Source organism: Streptomyces sp. NPDC051218 (genome assembly GCF_044455475.1).
Lineage (GTDB): Bacteria > Actinomycetota > Actinomycetes > Streptomycetales > Streptomycetaceae > Streptomyces.
In genome coordinates this window covers 111,573-132,694 of sequence record NZ_JBITEU010000007.1, presented here as the reverse complement: position 1 = coordinate 132,694, position 21,122 = coordinate 111,573, and the positions used below count along the sequence as shown (strand labels likewise).

Genomic DNA, 21,122 nt, shown 5'->3' with positions numbered 1-21,122 from the left:
TGGCGACAGCCGGAGGGGAAAAGACAGGCCCGGAGTACCAGCATTGGGGGCAAGCTCCACCGCTGTTGAGGACAATCGTCCGGCCGCCGCCATCGCGAGGCACCCTCGGGACGGCCCGTCTCCGGAGCCCTCAGATCAGGCCGTGGCGCATCGCATAGCCGACGGCGTGAGCCCGGTTGCGCAGCTGCAGCCGTACGGTGACCTCGCGAAGGACGTTCTTCACCGTGCGCTCCGAGTACGAGGTCTTCTGCGCGATCTCGACGGTGTCGAGCCCTTCGGCCACCAGCCTGAGCATGTCCGCCTCCCGTGTGGTCAACGTGGAGAGGCCAAGGCCCCTCGGGTCGAGCACGAGCCGCTGCATGGTGCCCACGTGCTCCAGGAGTTGACCGAGGAGGTCACCCGGCAGGACGCCTTCACCGTTCGCCATCGCCGTCACCAGGTGGACCAGGCGGTCCTGGTCGGCCTCCGAGCGCCACAGCACGGCCGCGACGCCGCAGTCGATGACCGCCTGCATCGCACCGGCGCCGAAACGGCTCACGATCAGTCCGACCCGCGTCTTGGTGTCCCGCTGCAACCGGCGCAGCAGTTGGACCGTGGAGTCGTCGAGGGTATCGACGACCACCAGCGAGACCCGCGCGTCGTTCGCCCGCTCGTCGTCGAGGAGTTCCACTTCCGGCCGCTGCCGCAACTGCTGGACGACGCCGGTGTGCAGGATGCTGTCCTCCGCGTACACGGCCACGGTGACCTTGGGGTTGTCCGGTCGCGCGCTGAGCCGTAATTCTGCGCTCTCCCGCGCGGGAGCGGGGCGGTTCCGCGCGGGGATGTGGTCCTGGATCGTTGCTATGGATGCCATCTTTTTTGCCCGTTCTCTTCTCAGAACTCTGCTGAAGGTGCACTGCGTGAGCGGCAAGCCGCGGTCGGCCCGAGCGCGGGGACCGCTCGGGGGGTGGGACATCGGTGTGCCACGGAAGGGCAGTTCGGGGCGCCGCCGGGGGCAGTGCTTCGGTGCTCCGCAGGGGAAGAAGCCGTGCCCGGTCGTTGTCCTCCCCGCCCCTCCCCCGGGGCTGCCGGGCCATCTACGTTCGCGAGGTGACCACATCTGCCGAACTCGAAATTCCGACCGTGACGGTGGCGCCCGGCGACGAGGCGACCACCAGCCTGACCGTGCGCAACGACAGCGACATCGTCGAGGCATACGCGCTCGAAGTGGTCGGCGACTGTTCCCCGTGGACGACCGTCGAACCGGCGCGGGTCTCGCTCTATCCGGGCACCACCCAGACGGTCACGGTCCGCGTGGCTCCGCCACGCTCCCCCGAGACCCGTGCCGGACAGGTCCCGCTGGGGATCCGCGTACGGCCCGCGGAACACCCCGACGCGGTGACCGTCTCCGAGACCACGGTGTTCATCGAGGCGTTCCGGGAGCTGCGCGCCGAGCTGGTACCGCAGCGTCGGCGGGGCTGGCGCGGCGCCCGCTACCGGACCGAGGTGCGCAATCTCGGGAACATCCCGGTCGACCTCGCTCTGGAGGGCAAACAGGACGGGGAGGAGCTCGGTTTCGGCTTCGCTCCCGGCCAACAGCGCTTGGAGCCAGGCGAGTCGGCCGAGGCCCGGCTCAAGGTGAAGGTGCAGCGGCTTGTCTGGTTCGGTCAGCCGTCGCCGTGGCCGTTCGAGGTCGATGTCGCCGAGAGCCCGGCCGCGTCCACGTCCACGGTCGAGGGCAGCGGGGCCACTGGGACGCGTCCCGGGAGCAGCGAAACCCCGAAGGCTTCCACGCCGGGCCCCGGATCCGGCGCCGCGTCCACCTCGCCCGCGCCAACCCAACACACTGTGGTTCAGGGCGAGTTCGTACAGATGCCGTTGCTGCCGCGGTGGCTGCTCGCCGTACTCGCCATCTTGCTCGCCCTGATTCTCGCCTGGTTCGCGCTCGTACGGCCCGCGGTGCGCAGCACGGCCGAGGAGGCCGCGGACAAGGCCGTCAAGGACACTCCGGCCGCGGCCGAGAAGGAACAGCGGGGCGACAAGAACGGCCAGGCTCCCGGTGGTGCGGACTCGCCCGCCCAGGGACCGGGCGGCAGCACCGGCTCTCAGCCCGGGGGCGGGTCCGGAGGTTCGGCGGCCGGTGACGTCGCGGACACGGTGCCGGGCACCGGGCGCCAGAGTTCGGCGACGATCGACATCCAGACCGGCGGTGGCGGGGAGAAGGTAGGCACCTACCGCGTCCCGGAGGGAAAGGTACTCGGAATTACAGATGCCGTGGTGGCCAACTTCCAGGGTGATGAAGGTGTATTGACGATCACATTCGGAGACCACAAGGTCACCACGATCGCGTTGGAAACCTTCCGCAATCAGGATTACCACTGGGTGACCCCCATCCGGATTTCCGAGAAATCGACTGTTACAGCGTCCGTGAAGTGCGCGAAACCAGGCACACCTGCGAGCGGAGCGCAGGCATCGGAGTGCCACGAAGTACTCAATGTCAGTGGAGTGCTCAGCGATCTCAAGAAGTGAGTCAGAGACGCGTGGGAACATCGTGATCCCCTGCGCCGGACAGGAACAGACTTCTCTGAGTATTCGACCGGAACTCACCGCAACTGCCTCGGGGAAGGGCTCCGAGGCGTGCGGCGAAACGGGCACGGCCGCTCCGTGGCATGCCCGAACAGACACGGCAGCGGCGCAGTTCACAGCGGGCCACTCCGGATGCAGCGGCCGGGTTCACACAGAGTTCGGTCACAACCTCGGCCTCGACGTGCGCCGCTCCGGTTGACACGTGCGCAGGAAGGCAGCGGAACGATCTCGGCCACTTCGTGCGGGTCGTGGACCTGCACAGCACGGGTCCGGACGGGCAACACACCCGACTTGCAGGGCAGGAGAGCAACGTGCGCACACGACAGGACAACGAGCAGGAGCCCGAGCGCGACCGTGCGAAGGATTCGGCGTCACCGTCCCGACAGGGACGGGGCCCTGGTGGCGAGAGGCTGCCCGCTGCCACCGACGGGCGGCTGACACCAGGTCAGGCCAGAGCCATGCAGCGGTCCAGCGGCAATGCGGCTGTCTCCGAGTCCATCCAGCGCAGCAGGGACGCGCACGCCGCTACGCATGCCCAGGAAGAGGGCCACGCGGAACACCAGGAGCACGATCACGAACAGCCCGTGCAACGCTCCTCCGTGCACGATGTCCTGGGTTCCCCGGGGCGCCCCTTCACCGGAGAGCTGGCCGACGAGGTCGAGACCCGCTATGGCGGTGCGGACCTGTCACACCTGCGTCTGCACACCGATGCCGTCGCCCAGCGCTCGGCGGCCGAGATCGGGGCACGTGCCTACACCTCGGGCAACCACATGGTCCTCGGGGCGGGCAGCACCACCGAGGATGTACTCCACGAGGTGTGGCACACCTTCCAGCAGAGCCGCGGCCCGGTCTCCGGCGAGGACAACGGGCAGGGGCTGAAGGTCTCCGACGACAACTCCGCCGAGGAGCGCGAAGCCAGGGCTGTCGCGCACGAGTTGAGCAAGGCTCCCCTGTCGAGTGCGCCTGACGTACAGCGTTCGACCAGGTCGGCGCGGAGCGCGCCGGCCGTGCAGCGGGCTCCGCAGTCCAACGGCTCCGGGGCCGGGAACCAGGTGTCACCTGCCGCCTCCCAGCAGTCCATCCAGCCGGTCTTCGAGTTCGCGCCGACGCTGCCTGCCAACCCGATGCTGTACACGAACGGCGACACCGGCTACTGGGTCGGCCCCACCAACCCCGACGCGGCGCCCGAGGGGTACTTCAACATCGATCAGCACTGTTCGTACATGGCCGTGTACTGGCTCCTCAACGGGCAGCCCGCCGGCGGCCTGCGGTACGACGGCTTCGATGAGGCGAACCGCCGGCAGGCATCGGACGCGGTGCGCCGCTGGGCCGCGGCCGGGGGGCGCGCGGCGCAGGAACAGTACGCCCGCACCCGGCTGGGAGGCAGCGCGGTGAGCCGCGACCGACTGACCGGGCAAGCCACGACCGGCAAGCTGGCCCCCGGCACACTCATCTGGTTCGGCACCGACTATCACGCCGAGGCGGCAGCAGTGAACGCCCAGGGCAAAATCCTGATGTATGACCCGAACACGGGCGACGCCACCGTCCGCGACGCCGCGGGGTTCGCCGCCTATATGGCGAACAAGAACACATTCGTCGTCCGGTACGGCCCGCAGGCCGAGCACGACGCTTCCTGCAAGTGCTGCGTCATCATGTGAGCACCTGCGTCGTCGCAGACCCTTGTGCCCCGCCATGCCGCGGGCTGGTTGGCTACTGCAGTGCGTGGACCGTCGCCGAGAACACCGCGGGCATCCGGGCGGCAGCGGGGACGATGAGGCGGGAGGTGCCGGCACGGCGGCTCGCGGCCAGCAGGGCCCCGGTCAGCAGCCGATGGCGCCGGGTCAGCAGGGTCCAGGCACGCTCGTACTCCCCCGGCCGTCCGGCAGCCAGGGCGCTGACGGCGGCTCGGGCCGTAGCCAGCCCGAGAGCGATGCCCTCACCCGTGAGGGCATCCACGTATCCAGCGGCGTCACCCACGAGCAGTACGCGGCCGAAGACCCGGCACCGCACCTGCTGCCGCAGCGGTCCCGCACCGCGCACATCGGTCGCGACCGGGCCGCGCAAGGATGCGGAGAGGGCCGGGAACTCGGCCAAGTGCGCGTCGAACCCGCGGCGAACAGGGCTGAGGACGGCGACACCCACTAGGCCGTCGCCGACCGGTGTCACGTAGGCCTCACCTCGACGGGACCAGTGGACCTCCACGAAGTCCGTCCACGGCTCGACGTGGTAGTGCCGACGCAGACCGTAGCGGCGGTGGGAGCTCCCCGGCATCTCCAGCCCCAGGCCCCGGCGTACCGGAGAGTGCAGTCCGTCGGCGGCGATCAGCCAACGAGCCGTCATCCCGGCGGCGGTGACCGATTCCGCACTCTGGTGTACCTCGCCGACCTTGCCGCGAAGCATGCGCACGCCGAGGCCGAGAGCACGCTGGTGCAGGGCGCGATGCAGTGTCGTACGACGGATCCCCAGGCCGCCGCGGCCGCGGAAGGACGCTTCGGCGCGGGTGCGGCCGTCCACGTAACGGATGCCCCGCAGTTCGCGGCCGGTGACACGGACGCCCAGCGCTTGCAGTGCGGCGACGCCGCCGGGCATGACCCCTTCTCCACAGGCCTTGTCCACCGGCCCGCTCCGGGGTTCGACGACGACAGTCTCGAGTCCGAGGAGCGCGGCGTGGATGGCGGCGGCCAGTCCCGCGGGCCCGCCGCCGGCCACCAGGACGTCGATCACGCCGGAACGGACGTGGACGGCGCGGTCGAGACGGCCAGCGCACGGTTCTCACAGCGAATGCGCACCGTGAGCAGGGCTGCGTTGAGGACCGTGAACACGGCGGCCGTGACCCACGCCGTGTGCACCAGGGGCAGAGCCACGCCCTCGGCGACAACGGCCACGTAATTGGGATGGCGCAACCACCTCAAGCGATACGGGCCACTCTTCACCAATGGCAGCCCGGGGACGACGATCACCCGGGTGTTCCAGCGTGGACCCAGGGTGTGGATGCACCACCACCGCAGCGCCTGGGAGCCCGCAAGCACGCACACCATCGCCCAGGCCAGGGCGGGCACGAAAGGGCGGTCCGCGAGCCACGTCTCGGCCAGGCAGGCGGCCAACAGGCCGGTATGGAGGGCGACCATCACCGGATAGTGCCCCTCCCCGGCCACCGCCGCGCCGCGAGCCATGCTCCACCGCTCGTTCCGGCGCGCTACGACGAGTTCGGCGACGCGCTCGGCAGCGACGGCGGCCACCAGCAGTCCGTACCACATCATGTGTCCCATGCCCTTCGACCGTCCGAACTACCAGCGCAACAGGACCAGTTCACAAGCGAAGCCCGGCCCCATCGCCAGGAGAACGCCCGGCGCGCCCGGCGGCGGGCGGCGTTCGGCCAATGTGTCGCGCAGTACGTGGAGCACCGACGCCGAGGACAGATTGCCCACGTCGGCCAGGTGACGCCAGGTCACATCGAGTGCCTCCTCCGGCAGATCAAGTGCCTCGGTGACCGCGTGCAGGACCTTGGGCCCACCGGGATGACACACCCAGGCAGTCACATCCTTCGGCTTCAGGCCGTGGTCTTTGAGAAATCCCTCGACGTCGTCGGCGAGGTGACGGCGCACCACGTCGGGGACCGTCGGGTCGAGGACGACCTGAAAGCCGGAAGCCTTGATGTCCCAGCCCATGACACGCTCGGTGTCCGGATACAGGCGGCTACGAGTGTCCACGATCGTCGGTCCCGCGGCTTCGTCCCTGCGGCCCACGCCGCACGCGACGACAGCGGCGGCACCATCGCCGAACAGACCGGTGGCGACCAGGTTGGCCATGGAAGCGTCGTCCCGCTGGAAGGTGAGCGAGCACAACTCGACCGACAACAGCACCGCCACGTCGTCGGGCCTGCCCAGCAGGTAGTCGTGCATCCGCGACAAGCCGGCGGCGCCGCCGGCACAGCCGAGGCCGAACAACGGAAGCCTCTTGACGTCCGGTCGCAGCCCGAGTCGGCCGACCAGCCGTGCGTCGATCGAGGGGGTCGCGACGCCGGTGACCGAGGTAAAGATCAGCAGGTCCACGTCGGCTGCGCTCAGGCCGGCCGTGTGGAGCGCGTCCCGGACAACCTTGGCTCCCAGGCCCGGTGCGGAGTCCACGAAGACGTCATTGGCGGCGCCGAATCCGTCGAGCTCCCCGTACTCCTGGAGAGGAAGCGTCATGTGCCGCGAGCGGACCGTCGTACTGCGATGCAGCCGGTCGAGTACCCGACGGTCGGCTCCCTCGGGCAGACAGGTGCGGGCCACTATGTCGGTGATCTCGGACTGGGTGTGACGATGCGGTGCAAGGGCACCGCGAACGGCGACGATCCGCGTCATGGCTTCCCCGTCCGGTGTGCCGAGTGGAGTGTTGCTCTGCACCTGTTCCACGATCCGCCGCTTCCGCACCATGGATCGCCCATCCGGGGGCTCGCCCGGGCCGCGTGGTCCAGTCGGCTGGGCGTCGGCCGCCTACGATCGGCCGGGTGGGAACTCCCGAACAGTCGGCGGCCGGAACGACCGCGAATTGGGGCGGCCGGTTGGGTGGCCTCGCCGGATCGTGCCACCCTGGTCCTGTCGTAGCGGTCACCGTCTTGGCCACGGCCTTGGCCGTGACCGCCGGGCAGGGCTCCGCGCGTTCGGTCCTCACCGCCGCCGCCGTCCTGACCGGGCAGCTGTCCGTCGGCTGGTGCAACGACGCCTTCGACGCGCGACGGGACATCGCCGCAGGCAGACGCGGCAAACCCATCGTCGACGGCACGGTTCGCGCGACGGACGTGTGGGTGGCCGCGTATGCCGCGCTGGCGCTGTGCGTTCCGCTCTCGTTCGTCTGCGGATGGTGGGCGGGCGTCGTTCACCTGGCCGGAGTCGCCGCCGCATGGGCGTACAACGTGCGTCTCAAGGCGACAGCCTGGTCGTGGGCGCCGTACGCGCTGGGCTTCGCGGCGCTCCCGGCGTTCGTGACGCTGGGACTGCCGGGACAACCGTGGCCTGCCTGGTGGGTCGTCGCCGCCGGAGCCCTCCTGGGTGTCGGAGCCCATCTGGGAGACGTGCTGCCGGACATCCGCCGCGATCTGGCGACAGGGGTACGGGGATGGCCGCATCGGCTGGGCCCTGACCGTGCACGTCTGTTGCTGCCTGTTCCGCTGGTGATGGCATCCGCGGTTCTGGCGCTGGGGCCCCCGGGTCCCCCCGGCGTGTGGGGGTTCACGGCGCTCGGGCTGACAGGGCTGATCGCGGTGGCGGGCACATGGCTCGGACGCGTCTGGGAGCAGGCCGCGTTCGCGGCAGCCGTGGCCGTGGCGCTGGCGGATGTGGCGTTGCTGCTGCTGCCTGGCGTCGCGATCGCCTCTCCGACAGCACCTTGACACCCCCGCGCCGCGGACCGCGATCGCCGACGGCGCTGGGCTCCCCGCCCGCCTCACCCAAGGGCCAGCAAGGCAATAGCAACTCCGGCTGTGGCGAGGCCGGTTACCTGCATTCTGCCCAGGCGTTCGCCTAGCAGCGTGATGCCGAGCAGAACCGGGATCGCGGGGTAGAAGGAGGACAGGGCCACGGCGATGACGGTGAGCTGCTGTTGAACGGCCTGGGAGTAGAGGATGAGCGCGAGAGCCGCTGTCATGCCGGTGGCCACGGCGCCGGCCATGTGCCACTTTCCGGTCCGAGGGCGCCGGCGGGCGGAGACGGCCAGCGGCAGCAGTGCGAGCACAGCCGCGAAGCGTCCTGCGGCCACCGCCCAGATGCCTCCTCCAGCCTGCGCGAGCGCGAGGTACTGCAGTGCGATGCCGCACCCCGCTATGAGCCCGTCGCTCGACGCCGCCGTACCCACCCCTTCGTGGTTGCTGTCGCCGGTACGGCTCACGAGCCACAGTGCAGGTATCGCGACGGCCAGCCCAAGCCAGGGCAGAGGCTGCGGTCGGTCACCCAGCAGCAGAACGCCGACGAGGACAGGCAGCGCCACGCCGGTCACGGCGCTGACCGGCACCACCACACTCATCGAGCCGCGGCTCATTCCGCGATACAGGAAGATCATCCCGATCCCGGTGCCCACGCCCGACGCCGCACCCCACGCCAGTTCGGCGATGCCCGGGACGCCCTTGGACAACAACGGCGCGGTCACCAGCGCCAGCACAAGGCCCCCGGCTTGTCCGGCGAGGGCGACGACCACGAAGTACACGCGTCGGGACAGCAGGCCCCCCGTGAAGTCGGCCACGCCGTAGCAGAGGGCCGAGCCCAGCGCCGCGAGAACACCCATCGAGCGTCACCTACCGGCCTCGTCGCGCTCGGCTTGCCCGACCGGGCATACAGCGCCTTCGACGCAGCAGCCCCGGTCGCACAGGCGGCACAGCAGATCAGCGTTCCCTACGTCCTCATACAGGCGCGCGAGCAGCTTGCCGAGAAGGCCCTCGAGAGCGACCCTCTCCTCCTTGCCGAATCCGGACAGCAGCTCAGCCACCGCGTCGTCGCGCGTACGGAGCACCGTCGAGGCAGTCCGCCGGCCGCGATCCGTCAGCGTCACCAGCACCAGCCGCCCTGTGCCGGGAGCCCGTCGGGCCAGACCTGTCGCCTCCAGTGAGTCGACCATGCGGGCAGTCGCCGACTGGGAGAGCCCGATCCTGCGCCCCAGCTCCGTGACACCCAAGCCCGGCGATGCGGACAGAACAACCACGGCCGCCGCCGCGCTGGCACTGACACCCGTCGCACCAGCGATGTTGGCCAGGGCCCGGTCAGTGATGGCCAGCGCGGCAGCACCCAGTAGGTTCGGCAACCGGTCACTATCATGCATGACTCATGCATAACACCGATCGATGCGCCTCACAACCCGGGCAGACTCCAGAGGGGCTGGTAGCTGACAAGCCAGGGCTCGGTCACGGGCTGGCCTACGCTGGCCCCATGCGGCTGCTGCTGACCTCTGACACGCATGTGCCGACGCGGGCGAAGGTACTGCCCGACGCGCTCTTGACGGGCATCGACGAGGCCGACGTAGTGATCCACGCCGGGGACTGGATCGATGAGGCGACGCTCGACCTGTTCGAGTCCAGGTCGCATCGGCTGATCGGCGTGTTCGGCAACAACGACGGTCCCCCGCTGCGTCGACGTATCCCGGAAGTAGCCCGCGCGGAGTTGAATGGCGTGCGCTTCGGTGTCGTGCACGAGACCGGGGCGGCCACCGGACGAGAGCGCCGGTGCGCCCAACGCTTCCCGGACCTGGACGTGCTCGTCTTCGGCCACAGCCACATTCCCTGGGACACCGAGGCTCCCGGAGGCCTCCGACTGCTCAACCCCGGTTCACCCACCGACCGCAGACGCCAGCCGTACTGCACGTTCCTCACCCTGACCGTCCTTGACGGCGCGCTGCACGATGTGACGCTGCATCAGCTGCCGCCGAGAGGTTGACCGCAGAAGTTCGCCTCCTTGGTCTCCTCAACACGCCTCAGATCGGCCGTCGTTGCACCGCGTCGGCGATGACCGCCGCCACCAGCTTGCTGACGGCTGCCGTGGCCGACGGGCCGGGGTCGCGGTCCGTGAACAGGAGATGTCCGCCGCCGACCAGGGAGAGGGTGAGCGATTCGATGTCGGCGTCGGCCGCGATGCGGCCCAGTTCACGTTCGTCGGCCAAGTAGGCGGAGATCGCGGTCGTGGCCTGGGCGAGGATCGCGATGCCACCTCCTGCCATCGCTTGCCGCAGCCGGGCCCGCAGTTCGTCCCGGAAGGTGATGAGCGGGATGATGGCCACCGGGATCGGCCCGAACAGGGCAGCCAACGCGCCGGCGAGGTTATCGGCCACCGCGCCCTTGCCCGCCGACTCGCGCAACACACTTGCCTGTCTGTCGAGCTGAGCGGCCCGGTCGAGCACAAGGTCGACGAGGAAAGCGTCGAAGTCGCTGAAGTGCCGGTGCAGAACGCCCTTCGCGCAGCCCGCTTCGTCGGTGACGGCCCGGCTCGTCAGCCCGTTCGGCCCGTCCCGCAGAAGTACGCGTTCGGCAGCGTCGAACAATTGCTGCCGCGCGTCGCGGAGATGCACACCAGTCGGCACTCACAGATCCTCTCGTGCGGCAGCCCGCTGCCACCATCCGTTGCCCAGTGGGCATGCGCCCACTAAGGTGGGCGCATGCCCACCTTACCGCGAGAGCAGCCTGAACCGTCTCCAATGGAGCCGCACAAGGCCCGGCGTATGGCCGAATCGTTCGGCGTTGACGCCCGACGCTACGACCAGGCCCGGCCCGGCTACCCCGATGCCCTGGTGGCACGAATCGTCGCCGACAGTCCGGCCCTTGACGTGCTCGACGTCGGCTGCGGAACCGGCATCGCGGGCCGTCAGCTCCAGGCCGCCGGCTGTTCCGTGCTCGGCGTGGAGCCCGATGCGCGGATGGCCGACTTCGCGCGAGTCCGCGGCCTTCGGGTCGAAGTGGCGACCTTCGAAACCTGGCAGCCGCTCGGCCGGACGTTCGACGCGGTCATCGCTGCACAGTCGTGGCACTGGGTGGATCCGGTCGCGGGTACCGCGAAGGCGGCGCGTGTGCTGCGTCCAGGGGGCCGGCTGGCGATCTTCGGGCACGTGTACGAGCCGCCGGCCGAGGTGGCCGAATCGTTCGCCGCCGCCTACCGACGGGCGGCGCCCGACTCACCCCTCAACGGCCGGCCCGCCCAACGTCCGCTCGATCTCTACCAGGCGGCATACGCGAAGTTCGCCGACCGGATCCGCGAGACGGAACAGTTCCACGCTCCCGAGCAGTGGCGATTCGACTGGGCGCAGTCGTACACGCGTGACCAGTGGCTGGACCTGCTCCCCACCACCGGCGGCCTCACCCAGCTCCGTCCAGGTCAGCTGGCCGAGATACTGGACGCTGTCGGGGACACCATCGACTCTCTGGGCGGACACTTCACGATGGCCTACACCACCCTGGCCGTGTCCGCCGTCCGCGCCGACGCCGCCCACTGAGGCAATCCGCCGGGTCACCGTCATGACGACCTCACCCAGCCCACAACTCCGCGGTCCGCGCGAGCCGTTACCGCGGCAGACGCGAGCGTTACCGCGGCAGAATCGCCCGGATGGTCTTGCCGCCGACCCCCGTGGAGACAGTCACCGCCTTGGCCAGTTGCTGCACTATGGGCCAGCCGAATCCGCCGGTGTCGGCGGTGAGGTCGGGCGCCCGCTCACGCGGCGGTCGGGGGTCGGCGTCGGCCACCTCTACCGCGATGCCGTCCGGCTGGGCAAGCAGCCGTAGGGAGCACGTGGTCCCGCGTGCGTGTCGCACGACATTGGTGACGAGTTCGGACACCGTGAGCTCCACGCTCGCGGCGTCCTCGGGATCCACGGCTGGGCGGATCCTGTCCAAAAAGTTGCGGGCGAAGTCGCGAGCCAGAGCAACGGCCTCCGGTTGCTTGTCGAGGGTTGCCCTGTCCATGCGCCCTGCATCTGTTCGCAAGTCGTTAAAACACATAAGCCGCCTCCTCGTACGGGATGGCCTCTGTCCGAGTTGCCCACGTGCCCCCGAAAGGGCCCCGGTAAAACACGAGGTGAAAATGCCGGAGCCCGGCCATTTGTCGCGCCCGGCGCACAGTGGCGTCGCCGAGCGCGACGACGTAGTTGGTGAGATCGCCAAATCCGGGGGAAGAAGTGGCGACAGACGATGGGAGGTTGTCGTGGAAAGCAGAGATCTGGAACTGGGCGAGCTCCTGGCCGCCGCGGAATCCGCGCCGCCCGGAGAGTCCGTCGGCGTCGTCGCACACGACTTGCGCAAGCGCTTCGGGGCGGAGCGCGTGTCGTTCCTGTTCGTCGACCTCATGGGGCAGCGACTTCTGCGCCTGAGCGTGCACGACGAGGGAGGGACCGCGGACGCCGCGGAACAAATCGATTTGCAGGGCAGCCTCTACGACGCGATCCTGCGCAGCCAGCGCCAGCATGTCGAACCGGACGGGCAGGGCGGATGTCGTGTGATCTCGCCGGTGACCAATCGCGGCGACTGCATCGGCGTACTGGAGATAACGCTGCAGTACGCCGATGACACCGTGCTCAAACAGATCAGCGACGCAGCTCACGCGCTGGCCTACATCATCGTCACGGACCGTCGTTTCACCGACCTGTACCACACGGGCCGGCGCACCACCCGGACCAGCCTCGCTGCCGAAATTCAGCACCAGCTGCTCCCGTCGTCATCCTGTTGCGAGGCCCCCCAATTCACCCTCGCCGCAGGGCTGGTCCCGGCCGACGACATCGGTGGCGACACCTACGACTACACGCTCGACCGGGACACGCTGCACCTGTCCATCACCGACGCCATGGGTCACGACACCGACTCCGCCCTGCTGGCCACGCTGGTCATGGGTGCGCTGCGCGGCGCTCGCCGCACGGGATGCGACGCGCTGCACCAAGCCCGTCGTGCCCACGAGGCGCTGCTGGCGCACGGACGTGGCCTGGCCACCGGACAACTGTTCTGCGTGCGGCTCGAGACGGGCACCTGCGAACTGGTCAACGCAGGGCATCCCTGGCCGCTGCGCCTACGGGAGGGTGCTGCCGAGGTCGAGGAAGTCGAGCTCACCGTCAACTTGCCGTTCGGCGTGGCCTCGCCCACCTCGTACCAGCTCCAGGAACTCCAACTGCACCCCGGCGACCGCCTGGTCCTGCTCACCGACGGCATGCTGGATCGCGGTGCCGCAGCTGTCGACCTGGCCTCTCTCGTACGCGACACCCGCACCCTGCACCCCAGAGAGGCGGTCCGCACTCTGACGACAGCGGTACTGGACGCCTGCCGGGGCAACCTCAAGGACGACGCCACGATCCTCCTCCTGGACTGGCACGGCACCGCCGGCCGGCGATGACCGCGAAGCCCTGGGGGCGGTGAGGTCCGCCTACCGCTCCCGGTGGCGGTCCGGTGTCGTCGTGGTGCTGCGGTGGAGGCCGGGGGATGGTTCAGGTGGGGTTTCGCCGGCGGCGAGGTGGTCCAGTACTTCCGCGAGTTCTCGGCACGCGCTCTGTACTGATCGCCGGGTCGCGCGCTGTTCGGCGACCATGGCGGACAGCAGCAGCGCCGTCAGTGCCGTGGCACCGTTGAACGCCTGCAGTTTCGTCATGATCTCCACGGCTGACAGATCGAAGAAGGCACCCTGCTGCCGGTTCGCCTCGAAGGTGGTCAGTACGGACGCGAAGAGCGCGCACAGCATGCTCCCGGCCAGCTGGAAGCGCAACGCCACCCAGATCAGCAGTGGGAAGACGAGGAACAGCAGGCTCAATTCGCCGACCACAGCCACCGGTACGACGATCAGGGCCGCAAACGCCAGGCACAGCATCTCCTTCCAGCGTCTGGTCCGCAGCGGACCGACGGCTCCCGCCAGCACGAGCAGGAGCGGCGTGACGAGCAGGACACCCATCGCATCGCCCACCCACCAGGCCAGCCACACCGACCAGAACTCCCCCGTGTCCAGTGCACCGGTCAGCACCTGCAGCCCGACCCCCGCCGTGGCGCTGATCAGCATGGCGCCGAGACCGCCCAGGAAAACCAGGGCCAGACCATCCCGCAACCGTGAGATCGCCACCCTGAAACCAGCCCGGCGCAGCATCAGATACGCGCAGAGCGGGGCGATGGTGTTGCCCGCGATGGTGACCACGGTGGTCAGCTCCGGGGTGGTCAGGGTGGCGATGACGAGCAGGGAACCCACCGCGATCCCGGGCCAGACCCGGGCGCCGTAGACAAGCAGGGCGGCGACGGCAACGCCGGTGGGCGGCCAGATGGGTGTGACGACCACTCCCTCGACAGTCAGCCGTCCCAGCAGTCCCAGCCGTCCGGCCACGTAATAGCAGGCGGCCACGGCCAGTGTCTTGAGGGCAGCCTCCACAGACAACCGGAACCGCCGCTTCGCCCACACAGCAGCCATGAGACACCGGGCGGGCCACTTCAGCCAGGCCAGGGCGCCTGTCCGTGTCCCCCCGGTCCCTCAAAGGCATACGGCGCGTCCTCCTCCAAAGCCGCGCCCGCATGGCCTACGACCAGGACAGCGGCATCGTCCTCGTGCCCCACCGTGTCCGCCAGCCGCATCACCCCGCGCGCCAGCTCGTCGATGCCCAGACTGGCGGCGGTAGTGATCTCCGCAAGCCGCCGCACCCGCCGCAGGCCTTCGTCCAGGTTCAGCGACGGCCCCTCCACCACCCCGTCGGTCAGCAGCACCACGACCCCGTCCGTGGTGAGCCGGTGGCACACGACCGGGTACTCGGCGCCCTCCAGCACGCCCAGCGGGGGGCCGCACTCCCCCTCGTCGACACCGGAGCGGCCATCCGCCGTGGCCCAGATGTGGGGAATGTGGCCTGCCCTGGCGCACTCCAGGACCCCGGTGGCCGGATCGAGCCGCAGAAACGTACACGTCGCGAAGAGGTCCGCGCCCAGCGACACCAGGAGGTCGTTGGTACGTGCGAGCAGCTCCCCCGGATCGCCCGTGACCGAGGCAAGCGCCCGCAGACCGACACGCACCTGTCCCATGAACGCGGCCGCCTTGATGTTGTGCCCCTGCACATCCCCGATGGACAGGCCCACACGGCCATCAGGCATCGTGAAAGCGTCGTACCAGTCCCCACCGACGTTGAGCCCGCGATTGGCCGGCATATAGCCCACTGCCAGCCTCACGCCCGCGACCTGGGGAAGGTCGTGCGGCAGCATGCCGCGCTGCAGGGCCACCGCCAGCTCCACCCGGGAGCGCTGCATCCGTGCCAGCTCCCGGGCCCGGGCGGTCAGCGCCCCCAGCCTGGCAAGCAGCTCATCGCCGCCGTCGGCCGCCTGCGTACGGAACATCGATCGCCCCGGACCCGCGAGAACACCCGCGTCAGCTCATCTGTCGTCGACCACATGCGCCACTCGGCATGCGCCACTCGGCACAGTCACGCCACTAACTCTGCCCCCAGATCACACGGACCGCACCCCGTCACCGCCGTCACGGCCACGGAATCGCGTCCAACAGCCATGCGATGACAGCGCCCACCGCCCCTGACAGTGCTGCGGCGGTCATGGCGAGAACCGGGCGTGTGCCGACCTCTTCGCGGGCGGGGCTCTTGCGGCTCAAACGTGGCATTCTGATGTCCTTCGGTGGGATCGGCATCGTTGCCGGGTGTCTTCACTCTGCTCGGCGGACCAGGTGTTGTGGGGGTACGCACGCGTTGCGGGGCGTTCCAACGCCGCGTGAGTCCGACGGGGGCGGGACGTGGACGAACTGGCAGAGCAGCAGCCGGAGAGCGCGGCGCGCGAGGAGCTCGCGCCGACGCCGTGGGAGGAGACCGGCGGGAGCGTCCTGAAGCCGATACCGCCTCATGTCCCTCCCGAATGCCGTGAGTTGGCCGAGGCGCTGCGCAGCCTGTTCGTCGGTATGCGGATATCCGTACGTCGCTACGCGGTCCGTGCGCACTACGACCCCGGCACGGTCTCCCGCTACCTCAACGGCACGGCGGTCGCCCCGGCGGAGTTCGTCGAACGACTCCTGACCGATGCCGCCGAGGCCCTGCGGCGCCCGGTCTCCGTACACGTCACCGACCGCGTGACGGTCCTGCAACGGGCCGCGCTGAAGACCACGAGCAAGCTGGGCTATGAACTGCAGCTCCTCAAGGACCTGTTGGTGGACGCCGACAGAAAGCTCCAGTCCGCCGAGGCCAACGTCGAGGCGCTGTCAGAAGTGTTGCTGGACAAGAAACGCCGCATCGCCGAGATGGACGCCGAGAAACAGCGGCTGCAGCTGTCATCTATTGCCCAACACAGCACAGACAGTCAGGAGTTGGAGTCCCTGCACACCGCGCACCATCGACTGCTGGAGGAGCGCGATCGTCTCCTGGGCGAGATAGCGCGGTTGCGCGGGGCCCTGGATCAGGCACAGCGCCAGGCCATCGAGGCGGAACGGCGGTGCGAGACGCTGGAACACCAGATGCTCGCGGCGGAGGACACCCTGGCCGCGGAGGCCGAGGCGCGTTCCGGCACCGACCCTGGCCGCTTCACCATCAGTTACGCCGGACCGGACAGGCCGTGGGCGGTGTGGATCAGACACCGTCTTGAGACCATCGGCCACGACGCCGCCATTCAGAGCTGGGACCCGCCCGTCGGCCTCTCCCTGCAGGAGGTTCTGCGGTCGCTTCTGGTGGTGGACGGCACCCATATCCTGCTCCTCAGTGAGGAGTTCGTGCCGGCCGGCGGGCATACGGAGGAGGGCTGGGCGCGGGCCTTGCGAGCCGCGGGCCCCTCGGTACAGACGCATCGGCTGACCGCGTTCACCCTCTCCGATCGCGAGTTCCCCCACCTGGTCGCCATCCTTCCGGGCGCGCGCCTGCTCGGCGTCGCAGCGGACGACGACGAGCGCCGCGTCCTGCAGCGGCTCCACATCGACCCGGCCCTCGGAGGTGTCAAGACCGGCCCCAGCGCCCCTCGCTACCCTGCTGAGCCGCCACCCGTGTGGGGCGACGTCCCCCGGCGCAATCCGCACTTCACCGGCAGGGGCGCTCAGCTCGGGCAGTTGCGCCACTGGCTGGACGAAGCACCGCCGGGGGCGGCCATGGTCGCCCTGGTCGGCATGCCGGCCATCGGCAAGACACAGTTCGCCGCCGAGTACGCCCATCGGTTCGCGGCTCAGTACGACGTGGTGTGGTGGGTTCCTGCCGGGACGCGGGACGAGTTCCGGCAGGGGCTCGCCGCTGTCGCTCCGGCCCTGGGCGTGGACCGTGGCGACGACGGCGTGGACGCTGTCCTCAAGGCCCTGCGCCGAGGGACCCCGTACGGTCGCTGGCTGCTGATCCTCGATGGCGCCGACGACCCCGCCGACATCGCAGGCTCCCTTCCCGGCGGCCCCGGCCACGTACTGATCACCTCGCAGAACAGCGACTGGGCGGAGCACGAGGTGGAGACCGTGCGGCTGCTCCCGCTTGACCGGCCGGAGAGCGTTCTGCTGATCCACCGCAGGCTCCCCCGGATGAGCCCTTCCCAGGCCGACCGGCTGGCGGACGAACTCGGTGACCACCCCCTGGCCATCGCCCAGGCGCTCGCCTACCTGGATCACACCCGGATTCCCGTGCCGGAATACCTCGACCGGCTGCGTGACACCTCATGGGAAAGGGCGCCCTTGCGCGCTACCGGCGACTACCCCACGACGTTCTCCCGGGCCCTGCTCGCCGTCCTGAGGCGGCTCCGTGAATCGTTTCCCGAGGCTGTGGACCTCTTGCACGTCTGCGTTCTGTTCGCCGACAGCGGGGCCCCGCTCGGCCTGCTCAGGCTCAGCCTTCCGGAACCCCTGCGCGGGCAGTCCCTGGATGCGCTGCGCTGGCAGGAGATGGTCGGCACCATCGTGGCGCACTCCCTCGCCGACGTGGAGTACAGCGAGGAGAGCGATGAGGCGCTCGAGACGCCGAGCGCCACGCTGCGCATGCACCCACTGGTCCGCCGGGTGGTCCGCGACGACATGGCGGGCGGATATCGTTCGACGCTCCTTCGGCGGGTCCGCCACGCGCTGGCCGCCGCGGATCCGCGCGACCCGGACAACGTCCGCGTATGGCCCCAGTACGCCCAGATCGTGCCGCATCTGGAGTCTTCGGCGGCCCCGGGTGAGGCCATCGCGGAGGATTCCGGACTGATCCTCAACTGTGCGCGCTACCTCCACCTGCGCGGCGAGTCCCGCTCCGCGCTGTATCTCATCGAGCGCGTCGAGCGCGCATGGACCAGCCGCCCGGGAGACGAAGGACCGCCGCAGGAACACCTCCTGGCGGCACGGCGCGGCGAAGTGCTCAGAGGGCTCGGCCACTACGGCCGGGCGCTGGACTCCGACCGTCAGGAGCAGGCGAGGCTTCGTGCCACGGAGCGGCCCGAGTGCACCGACCCGATCGAGACGACGGGGCACGTGGCCACGGATCTGCGCGGTCTCGGCCGCTACGAGGACGCGTTGGAGCAGGCCCGCACGGCGTGCAGGGGCCGCGAGGACCTGCATGGGCCGGCCCATCCGTGCACTCTCGAAGCGGTCATCGGCGTGGCCGACTCGCTGCGGCTGCTCGGACGCTACTCCGAAGCGCTGACTCTCGACCGCCGGGCGGTCGCCGGATACCAAAGCCTCGCGGAGCCCCCGAACATGGGCAGCCTCCTCGCGGAGGCACGACACGCGATGGACCTTCGTCTGCTGGGCCACTACGAGAACGCCCTGGCCCAGCAGCTGCAGGCCACACTCGGATACCGCGAGCTGCTCGGTTTCGAGAACCCCGCCACTCTGTGCGCCGAGCACCATCTGGCGCTCTGTGAGCTGCGCAACGACGCCGTGGGAGAGAGCCTGACCAGACTCAGGGAAGTGCGTCAGGCCACCGACGATCTCCTCGGTCCCGCCTCCCCGCTCGCGCTCAGGGCCGCCACGAGCCTCGCGGCCGCAGAACGTACGCACGGTGACCTCGAGGACGGGGCGGCGCTGTGTCATGAAGTGGCGGACCGTTGCCGGACGCTGCTCGGCCTCGAACACCCTTGTACGGCAGGCGCGTTGACGAACCTGGCGGTGGCCGTGCGCGCGGGAGGGGACGCGCCGGGTGCGGTGGAACTCGGCGAACAGGCCATGACGTCCGCCGTGAGCGCCCTTGGGCCACATCACCCCTGGACGCTCGGTATCGCGTACAACCTCGCCTCGGACTTGGGTCTCCATGGCCGGCCTGAAGCAGCACTGTCGCTGGCGAGGAACACGGCCCGCGATGCGGCGGCGGCACTGGGGCCCCGCCATCCGCAGACGCTGCTGGCGCGCGTGGCCGTGGCCGCTGAGCTGCTTTCGACGGGGGCCCGGAAGGAAGCGGAGGCGATGCGGGCCCGCGCCCTGGCTGACCTCGTCGAGACCCTGGGAGAACATCACCGCCTCACCGTGGCCGCCCACGCCCACGGCCGTCCTGTATGGACCTTCGACCCGCTTCCGGCCTGATGCCTAGCGCTCGGGCCCCCAGTCCCCCGGCGCCCGGCGAACGCCGGCATCGCGCCCGGTCTCGCATCGTGGTCGCACCCCCTGGACCCCGGTGCCGGTCAGTATGTTTCGATGCGCCTAACACTTGAGCGTCCCGCGCACGGCAACGCCGCCGAGCGCCCCGACCGGCCTGCACCGGAGCGAGCCGCGCCCCGTGCCGGACCCCCGCAGCCGTGCCAGAAAGGGCTCCCTTGACCACGCGATCCGAGACGAAGACCACGCTCGCGCAGCTGCTCGCCGAGATCGAGCACCGCAACCCCGCCCAGCCGGAGTTCCTCCAGGCCGTTCACGAGGTTCTGGAGTCACTGGCGCCGGTCCTTGCGGCCCGTCCCGAGTACGCCGAGCCCGGACTGATCGAGCGGCTGTGCGAGCCGGAGCGGCAGGTCCTCTTCCGGGTGCCGTGGCAGGACGACCGGGGGCGCGTCCACGTCAACCGCGGTTTCCGCGTGGAGTTCAACAGCGCGCTCGGCCCGTACAAGGGCGGTCTGCGTTTCCACCCGTCGGTGAATCTCGGCGTCATCAAGTTCCTGGGCTTCGAGCAGATCTTCAAGAACGCGCTGACCGGCCTCGGCATCGGCGGTGGCAAGGGCGGCAGCGACTTCAACCCCCAGGGCCGCAGCGACACCGAGGTCATGCGCTTTTGCCAGTCGTTCATGACGGAGCTGTACCGGCACATCGGCGAGCACACGGACGTGCCCGCGGGTGACATCGGCGTCGGCGGCCGGGAGATCGGCTACTTGTTCGGTCAGTACCGGCGCATCACCAACCGCTGGGAGGCCGGCGTCCTCACCGGCAAGGGCCAGGGCTGGGGCGGCTCGCTGATCCGTCCGGAGGCCACCGGATACGGCAACGTCCTGTTCGCGGCGGCGATGCTGCGCCGGCGCGGTGAGGACCTGGAGGGCCGCACGGCGGTCGTCTCCGGCTCGGGCAACGTCGCCATCTACACCATCGAGAAGCTGGCCGCCCTCGGCGCCAACGCCGTGACCTGCTCGGATTCGTCCGGATACGTGGTCGACGAGAAGGGCATCGATCTCGACCTCCTCAAGCAGGTCAAGGAGGTCGAACGCGGACGGGTCGATACGTACGCCGAACGCCGAGGCGCCTCGGCCCGCTTCGTGCCGGGCGGGCGGGTCTGGGAGGTACCGGCCGACATCGCCCTGCCGTCGGCCACCCAGAACGAGCTGGACAGCGATGACGCGGCCGCGCTCATCCGCAACGGCGTGAAGGTGGTTTCGGAGGGCGCCAACATGCCGACGACCCCCGAGGCGGTACGCCTCTTCCAGCAGGCGGGTGTCGCGTTCGGGCCCGGCAAGGCGGCCAACGCGGGCGGCGTCGCCGTCAGCGCCCTGGAGATGGCCCAGAACCACGCCCGTACGTCGTGGCCGGCGGCGCGCGTCGAGGAAGACCTGACGCACATCATGAACGACATCCACGCCACCTGCGACGAGACCGCCGAGCGATACGGCGCCCCGGGCGACTATGTGACGGGCGCGAACATCGCGGGCTTCGAGCGGGTGGCGGACGCGATGCTGGCCCAGGGCGTCATCTGACCGGACAGGCCCGACCATGACGAGGCGCGAGCACGGCTCGCGCCTCGTCGGCGTATGG

The 21,122-nt window shown here is 69.7% G+C and carries 18 protein-coding genes; 8 read left to right on the top strand and 10 right to left on the bottom strand.

Annotation, left to right across the window (positions count from 1 at the left end; genetic code table 11):
* Positions 1–130: 130 nt before the first annotated feature.
* Entirely contained in the window at positions 131–853 is a 723-nt protein-coding gene (locus ACIBCK_RS21790) for a response regulator transcription factor (RefSeq protein ID WP_399392549.1), read from the bottom strand.
* 236 nt (positions 854–1,089) lie between these two features.
* On the opposite strand from ACIBCK_RS21790, the gene ACIBCK_RS21785 reads away from it, so the two are divergent.
* Together ACIBCK_RS21785 and ACIBCK_RS21780 are read left to right on the top strand one after the other, a co-directional pair.
* Complete coding sequence (locus tag ACIBCK_RS21785; RefSeq protein ID WP_399392547.1) at positions 1,090–2,508, top strand: hydrolytic protein; 1,419 nt, start codon at positions 1,090–1,092, stop codon at positions 2,506–2,508.
* A gap of 368 nt (positions 2,509–2,876) precedes the next feature.
* Positions 2,877–4,223 (top strand): DUF4157 domain-containing protein, encoded by a 1,347-nt coding sequence (locus ACIBCK_RS21780; protein WP_399392545.1) that lies wholly within the window; start codon positions 2,877–2,879, stop codon positions 4,221–4,223.
* Between the two features lie 52 nt (positions 4,224–4,275).
* Here ACIBCK_RS21780 and ACIBCK_RS21775 read toward each other — a convergent pair whose 3' ends face one another.
* Genes ACIBCK_RS21775 through ACIBCK_RS21765 form a run of 3 tightly spaced genes read right to left on the bottom strand, consistent with a single transcriptional unit; the run spans position 4,276 to position 6,911 of the window.
* The gene (locus tag ACIBCK_RS21775) at positions 4,276–5,289 is read right to left on the bottom strand and encodes an NAD(P)/FAD-dependent oxidoreductase (protein WP_399392543.1); all 1,014 of its coding nucleotides are present in this window, start codon (positions 5,287–5,289) and stop codon (positions 4,276–4,278) included.
* A complete protein-coding gene (locus ACIBCK_RS21770; RefSeq protein ID WP_399393118.1) occupies positions 5,286–5,825 on the bottom strand; it encodes an isoprenylcysteine carboxyl methyltransferase family protein in 540 nt (179 codons plus the stop codon). The genes ACIBCK_RS21775 and ACIBCK_RS21770 overlap by 4 nt, the downstream gene beginning before the upstream one ends.
* Positions 5,826–5,852: 27 nt before the next feature.
* Positions 5,853–6,911: a type III polyketide synthase gene (locus tag ACIBCK_RS21765; protein ID WP_399393117.1), complete on the bottom strand. Its 1,059-nt coding sequence runs from the start codon at positions 6,909–6,911 to the stop codon at positions 5,853–5,855.
* A 146-nt stretch (positions 6,912–7,057) separates the two neighbouring features.
* Here ACIBCK_RS21765 and ACIBCK_RS21760 point away from each other — a divergent pair, with 146 nt between their 5' ends.
* Positions 7,058–7,939, top strand: coding sequence for a UbiA family prenyltransferase (locus tag ACIBCK_RS21760; RefSeq protein ID WP_399392541.1), 882 nt, complete (start codon positions 7,058–7,060; stop codon positions 7,937–7,939).
* Positions 7,940–7,992: 53 nt separating this feature from the next.
* On the opposite strand, the gene ACIBCK_RS21755 is transcribed toward ACIBCK_RS21760, so the two are convergent.
* Complete coding sequence (locus tag ACIBCK_RS21755; protein ID WP_399392539.1) at positions 7,993–8,826, bottom strand: EamA family transporter; 834 nt, start codon at positions 8,824–8,826, stop codon at positions 7,993–7,995.
* 6 nt (positions 8,827–8,832) lie between these two features.
* Positions 8,833–9,357, bottom strand: a complete 525-nt coding sequence (locus ACIBCK_RS21750) for a MarR family winged helix-turn-helix transcriptional regulator (RefSeq protein ID WP_399392537.1) — start codon at positions 9,355–9,357, stop codon at positions 8,833–8,835.
* A 107-nt stretch (positions 9,358–9,464) separates the two neighbouring features.
* On the opposite strand from ACIBCK_RS21750, the gene ACIBCK_RS21745 reads away from it, so the two are divergent.
* A complete protein-coding gene (locus tag ACIBCK_RS21745; protein ID WP_399392535.1) occupies positions 9,465–9,968 on the top strand; it encodes a metallophosphoesterase family protein in 504 nt (167 codons plus the stop codon).
* A 37-nt stretch (positions 9,969–10,005) separates the two neighbouring features.
* On the opposite strand, the gene ACIBCK_RS21740 is transcribed toward ACIBCK_RS21745, so the two are convergent.
* Positions 10,006–10,608 (bottom strand): TetR/AcrR family transcriptional regulator, encoded by a 603-nt coding sequence (locus ACIBCK_RS21740; protein ID WP_399392533.1) that lies wholly within the window; start codon positions 10,606–10,608, stop codon positions 10,006–10,008.
* Between the two features lie 75 nt (positions 10,609–10,683).
* Between ACIBCK_RS21740 and ACIBCK_RS21735 the strand changes: the two genes are divergently transcribed.
* Positions 10,684–11,514 (top strand): class I SAM-dependent methyltransferase, encoded by an 831-nt coding sequence (locus ACIBCK_RS21735; RefSeq protein WP_399392532.1) that lies wholly within the window; start codon positions 10,684–10,686, stop codon positions 11,512–11,514.
* Positions 11,515–11,602: 88 nt separating this feature from the next.
* Here the strand turns inward: ACIBCK_RS21735 and ACIBCK_RS21730 are convergent, their stop codons facing one another.
* Positions 11,603–11,980: an ATP-binding protein gene (locus ACIBCK_RS21730; RefSeq protein WP_399392530.1), complete on the bottom strand. Its 378-nt coding sequence runs from the start codon at positions 11,978–11,980 to the stop codon at positions 11,603–11,605.
* A 238-nt stretch (positions 11,981–12,218) separates the two neighbouring features.
* On the opposite strand from ACIBCK_RS21730, the gene ACIBCK_RS21725 reads away from it, so the two are divergent.
* A complete protein-coding gene (locus ACIBCK_RS21725; protein WP_399392528.1) occupies positions 12,219–13,394 on the top strand; it encodes a PP2C family protein-serine/threonine phosphatase in 1,176 nt (391 codons plus the stop codon).
* 30 nt (positions 13,395–13,424) lie between these two features.
* Here ACIBCK_RS21725 and ACIBCK_RS21720 read toward each other — a convergent pair whose 3' ends face one another.
* The gene (locus ACIBCK_RS21720) at positions 13,425–14,447 is read right to left on the bottom strand and encodes an MASE1 domain-containing protein (RefSeq protein WP_399392526.1); all 1,023 of its coding nucleotides are present in this window, start codon (positions 14,445–14,447) and stop codon (positions 13,425–13,427) included.
* A 20-nt stretch (positions 14,448–14,467) separates the two neighbouring features.
* A complete protein-coding gene (locus ACIBCK_RS21715) occupies positions 14,468–15,355 on the bottom strand; it encodes a PP2C family protein-serine/threonine phosphatase (RefSeq protein WP_399392524.1) in 888 nt (295 codons plus the stop codon).
* A gap of 406 nt (positions 15,356–15,761) precedes the next feature.
* Here ACIBCK_RS21715 and fxsT point away from each other — a divergent pair, with 406 nt between their 5' ends.
* Together fxsT and gdhA are read left to right on the top strand one after the other, a co-directional pair.
* Positions 15,762–19,475, top strand: a complete 3,714-nt coding sequence (gene fxsT, locus ACIBCK_RS21710) for an FxSxx-COOH system tetratricopeptide repeat protein (protein ID WP_399392522.1) — start codon at positions 15,762–15,764, stop codon at positions 19,473–19,475.
* A 230-nt stretch (positions 19,476–19,705) separates the two neighbouring features.
* Positions 19,706–21,064, top strand: coding sequence for an NADP-specific glutamate dehydrogenase (gene gdhA / locus ACIBCK_RS21705; protein ID WP_399392520.1), 1,359 nt, complete (start codon positions 19,706–19,708; stop codon positions 21,062–21,064).
* The last annotated feature ends 58 nt before the right edge of the window (positions 21,065–21,122 follow it).